The organism is Paraburkholderia sp. RL17-380-BIE-A (genome assembly GCF_046028085.1).
In the GTDB taxonomy this organism is placed as follows: Bacteria; Pseudomonadota; Gammaproteobacteria; order Burkholderiales; family Burkholderiaceae; genus Paraburkholderia.
The window spans coordinates 119,051-127,990 of the sequence record NZ_JARESQ010000024.1; the positions used below are offsets into that span (position 1 = coordinate 119,051).

Here is an 8,940-nt window from a genome sequence, read left to right on the forward strand (position 1 = left end):
CCTCAGCCGTGCAACATCCTCTGTTGCGCCACCTCGTCGATCAGATCCGGCTGGTCCAACTGGTCGACCCACCAGCGCAGCGCCTTGCCGGCTTCGTCGCTGCGCCACGCGAGAAAGAAATGCGTGACATCGCGCATGCCCAGCACTTCCTTCTTCACCAGTTCGCCCCGGCTCAACGGCTCGGCGGCCAGACACTCCGGAATCGTGCCGACCGCGAGCCCTTTGATTTGCGCGGCGAGTTTGGCCTCGAGCGTCGGCACCGTCATGACTTCCTGATTCGCGGCGAGCGCGATGGTGCGCGGCGCGAGCTTGCGCGACGTATCGCCGATCGCCACGGCGCGATGCCGGGCGACCGTCGCCAGCGTCAGCGGCCCCGGCACCGCGGCGAGCGGATGCTGCGGCGCCACCACGAACAGATGACGCAACGAGCCGATCGGCTTTGCCACCAGGTTGGGAATTTGCGGCGGCTCGCCGGCCGCGCCGACGACCAGGTCGGCGCGGCGCGTCAACAGCGCATCCCACGAGCCGCCCAGCACTTCTTTCGACAGATTCAGCCGCGTATCCATCTGCAGCTTGTAGAACGCGTCCACATGGTCCCATAGCAGGTCGAACGGAATGATCTCGTCGACGGCGATGCGCAGCTCCGACTCCCAGCCGTGCTGGATACGTTTCGCCTTGCATTCGAGATCTTCCGCCGCCTCCAGAAGACGCCGCCCTTCCTCCACGACCACCCGTCCCGCATGCGTGAGGATCGCGCGACGGCCGCTGCGGTCGAACAGTTTGACGCCGAGATCGAGCTCCAGCTTCTGGACCAGGTACGACAGCGAAGACGGCACCTTGTGAAGCTGTTCCGCCGCACTGGCGAAGGTGCCGGTTCGATCGATGGCGTCGAGCACCTGTAGAACTTCGAACGAGAGATTCATGTCGTACAGCCGGCAGTGAGGGGTACGTCAGCATACTGGAATCCCGGCTTCGCGAGCGCATTGCGCGACGGTCGGCGGCGCCGGTCTCCACCACCTTTTTCAGTCAGCTTCTGCGAGCGTGCGCCGGCTGCCTGGTATCCGCGTGATTCAGGTGTTTTCAGAGCTATTTCAGGACATTTTGCCGACACTCGCCTAGTTTAGGGGGATCGGCACAGCAGAGCCGCGCCGTCCTCCGGCGACGATTTTTTCGGCGCTTTCTTTTGATCTGCCGGCCGCGGTCGCGACGTTTTCAGCGCCCGGTCGATTTCCAATTACCGTGAAAAGGAGTCAAGCATGGCCAACAAAACCATTGCCGCCTATCTCGCCGGCACGCTCGCGGCAGCGGGCGTCGAACGGATCTGGGGCGTGACGGGCGACAGTCTGAACGGTCTCGCCTTCAGCCTCGACGAGGTCGGCTCGATCCGCTGGATGCATACCCGCCACGAAGAAGCGGCCGCCTTCGCGGCCGGCGCCGACGCGGCTTCGAGCGGGCGTCTCGCGGTGTGCGCCGGCAGTTGCGGCCCGGGCAACCTGCATCTGATCAACGGTCTGTTCGATTGCCATCGCAATCAACAGCCGGTGCTCGCGATTGCGGCGCATATCCCGTCGACGGAAATCGGCCTTGGGTACTTTCAGGAAACGCATCCGCAGGAGCTTTTCAAGGAGTGCAGCCACTACGTCGAACTGGTGTCCTCCGCAGCGCAGTTTCCGCGCGTGCTGGCGCGCGCGATGCGCACCGCGGTGGAACAGCGCGGCGTCGCCGTGATCGTGCTGCCGGGCGACGTGGCCTTGAGCGAGGGACCGGCTGAAGCGCCGTCGTGGACCGAAAGCGCACCGCCGCGCATCATCCCCGCCGAGGCGGATCTCGATCGGCTCGCGGCGATGCTGAACGCGTCCGACGCGGTCACGATCATGTGCGGCAGCGGCACGCAAGGCGCGCACGACGAAGTGGTTGCGCTCGCCGACACGCTCGGCGCGCCGGTGGTGCATGCGTTGCGCGGCAAGCAGTACATCGAGTACGACAATCCGTACGACGTCGGCATGACCGGGCTGATCGGCTTCAGCTCGGGCTATCACGCCATGATGTCGTGCGACACGCTGCTCTTGCTAGGCTGCGATTTCCCCTATCGGCCCTTCTATCCGGCCGACGCGAAGATCATCCAGATCGACTGGAAAGGCTCCCAGCTCGGGCATCGCGCGCCGCTTGCGCTGGGCCTCGTCGGCACGGTCAAGGAAACCGTCGCCGCGACCTTGCCGAAGCTGCAGCGCAAGACGGACCGCGGGTTCATCGACAACGCCCGCAAGCACTACGTGTCCGCACGCAAGGGGCTGGACGATCTCGCGACGCCGGCCGGCCCGGGCCGCCCGATCCATCCGCAATATCTGGCGAAGATGATCGACGAGGCCGCGAGCGACGACGCGATCTTCACCGCCGATGTCGGCACGCCGACCGTCTGGGCCGCGCGCTATCTGACCATGAACGGCAAGCGCCAGTTGCACGGCTCGTTCAACCACGGCTCGATGGCCAATGCGATGCCCCAGGCGCTCGGCGCACAGGGCGCGCATCCGGGGCGCCAGGTCGTGTCGCTGTCGGGTGACGGCGGGCTGTCGATGCTGCTCGGCGATCTGCTCACCGCGCGGCAGCTCGACTTGCCGATCAAGGTGGTGGTGTTCAACAACAGCCTGCTTGGCTTCGTCTCGATGGAGTTGAAGGCGGGTGGCTATCTCGACACCAACGTCGATCTCGCCAAAACCGATTTCGCGGCGATCGCGAAAGGGGCGGGCATTTTCAGCATTCGCGTCGAAGAGTCGGAAGACGTGGCGGGCGCGCTGAAGCAGGCATTCGACCATCCCGGCCCGGCGCTGGTGGACGTGGTCACGTCGAAACACGAGCTGGCCATGCCGCCGACGATCGAGCTCGCACAGGCCAAGGGCTTCAGCCTCTACATGATGCGCGCGATCCTCAACGGTCGCGGCGACGAGATCGTCGAACTGGCGCGCACCAACTTGCGCTAGCCGCGCAAAGCAGGTCGCGGTGAGGCGAGGCGCCCGGGGTTCCGGGCGCCCGTTGGGCAAACTCCGTATGCGCGGAGGGGATTTCTGCCGCGTACGGATTCGTGCAACTCATGGGTCGAGACTGCATGCCGCCGAAGCATTCAACCCAAACGTATCAACCCAAACGCATCAACCCAAACGCATGCCGCACAGCGCATGTGTAAAAAACGTGCGAATCCGCAAATGCGCCGCCCCCGCGCATCGCAAACTACGCAACGTAGACAGATAGCGGTATTCGCTTGGGCTTAACGGCCGGCGGACGAGAAAACAACGCGCTGGCAAAGGCACCAGCAAGCGCCCCAACAAGCGCGCGAACAACCCAAGTCGAGCGATTCACGAGAGCCCTATGACCCAGCAAGCGGATGCCACCAGCGCGGCCCTGCCTCGATGGCGCGACGAGCTGAACACATACTGGAAGGACGACGGCCCGCGCTTTCGCCATATCGCGAAGGTGGCCGTTGCGATGACGCTCGCGATGGGTCTGTGCATGCGCCTCGAACTGCGCACGCCGGCCACGGCAATGGTCTCGTGCGTGATCGTGATGATGCATCAGCAAAGCGGCATGGTGATCGCGCGAGGGTTTTATCGCGGGTTGGGCATGGTGGGCGGCAGCTTCGCGGGTCTGCTGCTGATCGCGTTGTTCCCGCAACAGCCGCTGCTGTTTCTGACCGCGCTGGCCGTGTGGATCGGCGTGTGCGTGTTCGGCGCGGCCTACTACCGCAATTTCCAGTCGTATGGGTTCGTGCTGACCGGCTACGGCACGGCCATCACGGCGATACCCGTGTGGTCGAATCCGTACGGCGTCTATGACAACGTCGTGTTCACCGTCAGCGAAGTCGCGATCGGCGTGGTGTGCGCGAGCGTGGTGAGCGCGGTGGTGTTCCCGCAGTCGGTCGCGCCGGCGCTCTACGCGGCGAGCCGCAAGAACTTCACGAACCTGCTCAACGCGATGCATACGGTACTCGACCGCGCGACGAGCGTTGCGGGCTTCGACACTTTTCTCGATCTGATCCGCGAGCGCGTCGGCGTGGAAAGTCTGCGCAGCGGCGCCGTGTTCGAGGACCCGTCCATTCGCCTGCGCAACCATGTCTATCTCGATCTCGACCGGAGTTTTCTCGACACCGTCACGTGGATTCATGCACTGCATCAGTTGAAGGCGCGGGTCGCCGCCGAGGCCGAGCCGCGCGCGCTCGCGGCAGTCGAGCAGCTGATCGGCGGCCTGCTCGCCATTGTGCCGAACGACGCACCGCCTCAGCTGGTCACGATGGAACAGGTCGAGGCCATGTCGAGCCGCCTCGACGCCTTCGAGCGTGAGTTGCCGGCGTTTCTGGGCCGCTTGCTCGCCTCGCTCGCCGATCTCTCGCCGCATCAACGTCAGTTCGTGGCGACCACCGGCGCGGCGTTGTTCTTCTCGATCGCCGATTTGCGCCTGATGTGCCGAAGCTACGTCGACGCACGCACGATGGGCCGCCTGCCGTGGTCGCAATCGGTGCTGCAGGCCATTACCCGGATCGGCAGAACCCGCGCTACCGCCAACCGTGCAGCCGCGACGATCGCCGGCGCGCGCTCGGCCGTGGCGGTGCTGATAGTCGGCGCGGTATGGATCGGCTCCGGCTGGGTCGGCGGCGCGACCGCGATTGTCGCGGTCGCGATCACGAGTGCGCTGTTCGCGCTCGCGCCCAATCCGGCGGTCGCAAGCTGGCAGATCTTCGCCGGCTGCCTGGGCGGCTGGCTCACCGGCTTCGCGTTCAACTTTCTCGTGCTGCCGCATATCGATACGTTCGAGTTGCTCGCTGCTTCGATGGCGATCATCGTGATGGTGGGCAGCTATCTGAATACATTCATGAAGACGGCGATCCTCGGGCTCGGCTTCAGCCTGTACTTCTGTTTCATTGTCGGCATCACGAATCCCACCGTTTATAACCCGAGTGCCTATCTCGATACCGGCTTCGCGCTGCTGTGCGGTATCGCCGTCGCCGCCGTCGCGTTTTCGGTGCTCGCGCCACGCGCGGGCGACTGGATTTCCGCGCAATACAAGAAGCAGATTCGCGGGCTGATCTCGCATGACGCTCGCGACGGCGACCTCGACGATCTGCTGTACAGCTTCGAATTGAGCTTGCGGGACTTCATCCTGCAGATCGCGTCCGCGCCGGTCGACGCGCGCGTGGACCGCGATCATCTGATCGGCTGGGCGTTCGCCGCGCTGGAGATCGGCCGCTCGATGATCCAGGTGCGCCTCGATAGCGAACGGCTCGCCGCGATCCTGCCTGCGGGCTGGCCCGCGGAGCAGGACGCGTGGCTGGGCGCGCTTGCCGACGTGTTCGTGGACGCCACGCCGCGGGCGGCCGAACGCGCGTTGACAGCGACGCGCAGGGCGCTGGACCTGCTACCGCTCGGGCCGAATATCGCAGTCGACGCGCAGACGCTCGCGCGCTACCGGATGCGGGCGCTGCTGCATTTCACCGAACTGACGCTGCGCGACGAGAGCCTCGCCCTATGGCAAACCAGCGGGGTGCGGACATGAAGCCCGCGCGCCCATGCTGGTCCCTGCGCACGCTGTGCCGCCCGGTGGCGGCCGCGCTCGCGTGTGCCGCGCTGCTGTCGGCCTGCATCGACAGCGGCGGCATCCATACGCACGAGTCGATGCTCGATCCCGCGACACTCGACCCAGGCGCCGCGCTGCGCGCCACGCAAGCCGACGCGAAGTGGCCGGCGAGCGGGTGGTGGCGTCAATGGAACGATCCGCAGCTCGATACGCTGGTGCAGGACGCTACCCAAGGCAACCCCGGCTTACGCGCGGTCGAGCAGCGGATCGAGGCGGCGCGCTTCCAGGCGCAGATCGCCGGCGCCGCCGAACTGCCGCAACTCGACGCGAGCGGCAGTTTCGAGCGCAGGCGTTACGCGCGCTACACGACCCCGGCGCCGCCGGGCGGCACCACGGTGTGGAGCAACAATATCCAGGCGGACCTTTCCTATGACCTCGATCTGTGGGGTAAGTCGCGCGCGCTTCGCGAAGGCGCGCTGGACAACGTGCATGCGGCGGCCGCGGACGCGCGCTTCGCGGAGGTCGAACTGCAGACCGCCGTGGTGCGCAGCTACGTGCAACTGGCGCTCGAGTATGCGTTGCTCGACGTCTACGACGCCGTGCAAACCGAACAGCAACGCACCGTCGACATCGCGACGCGCCGCTGGCGCGCGGGCGTCGGCAGCGGGCTCGAGGTCAGCCAGGCGCAGACCCAGCTCGCGATGAGCACGACGCGGGTGCGTGAGGCGCAGCAGCAGCTTGCGCTCGCGCGCATCGGTATCGCCGCGCTCATCGGCAAGGGGCCGGGGTATGGCGATACGCTGCGCCGTCCGAGCCTCGCGCTGAGCGTGCCGGTGGTCTTGCCGGCCTCGCTGCCGGCCGAGCTGATCGGCCACCGCGCGGACGTGGTGGCGGGGCGCTGGCGCGTGCTCGAAGCGGACAAGGGCATCGACGCGGCGCACGCCGACTTCTATCCGGACATCAATCTGATCGCGACCGCGTCGCTCGGGTCGGCGGCGACCTTCGGCGGTTTCTTCAACTTCGTCAACAGCGACGGCCTGGGCCACGGCGTGGGCGCGGCGATCTCGCTGCCGATCTTCGACGGTGGCCGGCGGCGCGGCAATTACGGTGTCGCGGTGGCGTCGCGCGATGCCGCCGTGGATGCGTACAACCAGAGCGTGGTGAATGCGATGCAGGGCGTCGCAGCGCAGGTCGTCTCGCTGCGTTCGCTCGAAGAGCAGCAGGCGTCGATTGAAAACACGCTCGGTTCGGCGCGCAAATCGTTTCAGCTCGCCGACGCTGGCTATCGCAGCGGCATCACTGAATTTCTCAATGTGTTGGCGGCGCAGGCCGTCCAGTTGCAGCAGGAGGAAAGCCTGGCGGCGGTGCAGGCCAGGCGGCTCGATGCATGGGCGCTGCTGATGAAGGAGCTGGGCGGTGGTTTCGCCTCCGCGCCGCCGGATCACACGCCGCAAGGAGTGGCCGATGCCGGGCGAAATTGACCTGTTTTCACTGCTCGTGCCCGGCCTGTTGCCGATTCTCGCCGGTTGCGTGCTGCTGTTCGTCGTGCTCGACCTGGTGCTGGCGCGGCTTGGCTTCTATCGCTACACCTGGCATCCGAGCCTGTTCCGGGTGGCGCTCTTCGCTGCGCTCTTCAGCGGCGCTTCGCTGCTGCTGTGGCAATGAGCGCCGTCCTTCACTCATCCCCATGAATCCACTGACTGTTCACGCTCACGCCAGGTCACCAAGATGAAAATGCAATCCATCCTGCGCGCCATTTTTACGCTTACGCTTCTCGTGGTGGCAATCGCGCTGGTCCGCATGCTGTGGCTCGACTACATGTTCTCGCCGTGGACGCGCGACGGCCGGGTTCGCGCGCAGGTCGTGCAGGTCGCCACCGATGTGTCGGGGCTGGTGAGCGAAGTGCGCGTGAAGGACAACCAGCTGGTGCGCAAGGGCGACATTCTGTTCGTGCTCGACCCGGCGCGCTTCCATTACGCAGTCGCGCAGGCCGACGCCGACCTTCTGCGCGCCCAGGCGCAACTGGCGCAGGCCAAGGCGCGCATGGCCGCGAGCGAATCCGGCTTCGCGATGAAGCGCGCTCAGGCGGCGCGCCGCGCCAACCTGACCGGCGATGTGATCTCGGACGAAACGCGGCTGGATTCGGCTTCGCTCGCCAAACAGTCCGAAGCCGACTATTCCGCCGACGTCGCCGCCTACGCCGCGGCGCAAGCCGCGGTCAAGGCGGCCGTGGTGGCCCAGCAGACGGCCGTGCTGAACCTGACGCGCAGCGAAGTGCGCGCGCCCTCGGACGGTTTCATCACCAACCTGAACCTGTATCCGGGCGATTTCGCCACGGCCGGCACGGCGCGCATGGCGTTGATCGACTCGCACTCGTTCTGGGTCTACGGCTACTTCGAAGAAACGAAACTGCCGCGCGTGCATGTCGGGGATCAGGCGGTGGTGCGGCTGATGTCGGGCGGCAAGGATATCCAGGGGCACGTCGACAGCCTGGCGAGCGGGATTGCCGACCGCGACAACCCGACCAGCAACGGCGATCTGCTGGCGGACGTCAATCCGATCTTCACGTGGGTGCGGCTCGCCCAGCGGGTGCCGGTGCGGATCCACCTCGACCAGATTCCCGCCGGCGTCAAGCTCGCGATGGGCATGACCTGCACGGTCACGCTGCGGCCGCAAAGCCATTGATCGCGACGCCGTGCCCGCCCCGGTGTCGGGCAGGCTCTGGCAAACCGCGGGTTGGGCGAGCGAGCCACGCCATCGTGCGAATTTGAAAAAGTCGCGGCTGCAACCGGTTCACAGTGTCGGTCAGCGCGACCCCGGCAGCCGGCACGTCAGATGCCGTCGCCGGGTTGCGATTCATTGTTTTCCAACAAACGCATCTTGCGGAGAAAATCATCATGAAGGCAAAGTGGACACTCGTGTTTCTGGCAGCGTCGGCGTTCGGCGCGATGTGCCAGCAGGCAAACGCGCAGGTGGCGGGCGCGCAGCCGATCGGCATCAGCGTGGAGCAGGCGGAACTCGTCGTCGAAGGCTGGAGCGTCAAGAAGAGCCTGCTCGGCAAGAGCATCTACAACGACAGCGGCGAGAAAGTCGGCGTGCTTCACGACATCATCGTCGCGCCGGACAACGCCGTCTCCTTCGGGATCGTGGCGGCTCACCAGTTCCTCGGCGTGTCCCAGCACGACGTGGCGATTCCCATGTCGCAGCTGGACTATGTGAACGGCAAGCTCGTCTGGGCCGGCGCCACGCGTCAGGTGGTCAAGGAGCTCCCGACCTTCGTCTATGCGAAGGTTCGCGCGGTTCCTATCGCCCGTAAGGACTACGGCCACCATTAATCGACCAGCCTCGCGCGCGGCGGCGCCCCCCCCCCCCCCCCCC

At 66.0% G+C, this 8,940-nt stretch carries 7 protein-coding genes; 6 read left to right on the forward strand and 1 reads right to left on the reverse strand.

Going from position 1 to position 8,940, the window contains the following annotated elements; all coding sequences use genetic code 11:
- Positions 1 to 2: 2 nt before the first annotated feature.
- Complete coding sequence (locus P0D68_RS31535; RefSeq protein WP_408302704.1) at positions 3 to 923, reverse strand: LysR family transcriptional regulator; 921 nt, start codon at positions 921 to 923, stop codon at positions 3 to 5.
- 333 nt (positions 924 to 1,256) lie between these two features.
- Between P0D68_RS31535 and poxB the strand changes: the two genes are divergently transcribed.
- The 6 genes from poxB (at position 1,257) to P0D68_RS31565 (ending at position 8,897) form a co-directional block, all read left to right on the forward strand.
- Entirely contained in the window at positions 1,257 to 2,978 is a 1,722-nt protein-coding gene (poxB, locus tag P0D68_RS31540; protein WP_091803355.1) for a ubiquinone-dependent pyruvate dehydrogenase, read from the forward strand.
- Between the two features lie 385 nt (positions 2,979 to 3,363).
- Positions 3,364 to 5,541, forward strand: coding sequence for an FUSC family protein (locus P0D68_RS31545; protein ID WP_408302707.1), 2,178 nt, complete (start codon positions 3,364 to 3,366; stop codon positions 5,539 to 5,541).
- Positions 5,514 to 7,043, forward strand: coding sequence for an efflux transporter outer membrane subunit (locus tag P0D68_RS31550; RefSeq protein ID WP_408302709.1), 1,530 nt, complete (start codon positions 5,514 to 5,516; stop codon positions 7,041 to 7,043). Before P0D68_RS31545 ends, P0D68_RS31550 begins: the two co-directional genes overlap by 28 nt.
- Positions 7,027 to 7,227, forward strand: a complete 201-nt coding sequence (locus tag P0D68_RS31555) for a DUF1656 domain-containing protein (protein WP_091803346.1) — start codon at positions 7,027 to 7,029, stop codon at positions 7,225 to 7,227. Before P0D68_RS31550 ends, P0D68_RS31555 begins: the two co-directional genes overlap by 17 nt.
- Positions 7,228 to 7,290: 63 nt before the next feature.
- Positions 7,291 to 8,247, forward strand: coding sequence for an HlyD family secretion protein (locus P0D68_RS31560; protein WP_091803343.1), 957 nt, complete (start codon positions 7,291 to 7,293; stop codon positions 8,245 to 8,247).
- Positions 8,248 to 8,459: 212 nt separating this feature from the next.
- Positions 8,460 to 8,897: a PRC-barrel domain-containing protein gene (locus P0D68_RS31565; RefSeq protein ID WP_408302711.1), complete on the forward strand. Its 438-nt coding sequence runs from the start codon at positions 8,460 to 8,462 to the stop codon at positions 8,895 to 8,897.
- Positions 8,898 to 8,940 lie beyond the last annotated feature (43 nt).

Excerpts from the sequence above, each read along its gene's own strand:
- P0D68_RS31535 (WP_408302704.1), bottom strand. The coding sequence starts at position 923 with ATGAATCTCTCGTTCGAAGTTCTACAGGTGCTCGACGCCATCGATCGA.
- poxB (WP_091803355.1), top strand. The coding sequence starts at position 1,257 with ATGGCCAACAAAACCATTGCCGCCTATCTCGCCGGCACGCTCGCGGCA.
- P0D68_RS31545 (WP_408302707.1), top strand. The coding sequence starts at position 3,364 with ATGACCCAGCAAGCGGATGCCACCAGCGCGGCCCTGCCTCGATGGCGC.
- P0D68_RS31550 (WP_408302709.1), top strand. The coding sequence starts at position 5,514 with ATGGCAAACCAGCGGGGTGCGGACATGAAGCCCGCGCGCCCATGCTGG.
- P0D68_RS31555 (WP_091803346.1), top strand. The coding sequence starts at position 7,027 with ATGCCGGGCGAAATTGACCTGTTTTCACTGCTCGTGCCCGGCCTGTTG.
- P0D68_RS31560 (WP_091803343.1), top strand. The coding sequence starts at position 7,291 with ATGAAAATGCAATCCATCCTGCGCGCCATTTTTACGCTTACGCTTCTC.
- P0D68_RS31565 (WP_408302711.1), top strand. The coding sequence starts at position 8,460 with ATGAAGGCAAAGTGGACACTCGTGTTTCTGGCAGCGTCGGCGTTCGGC.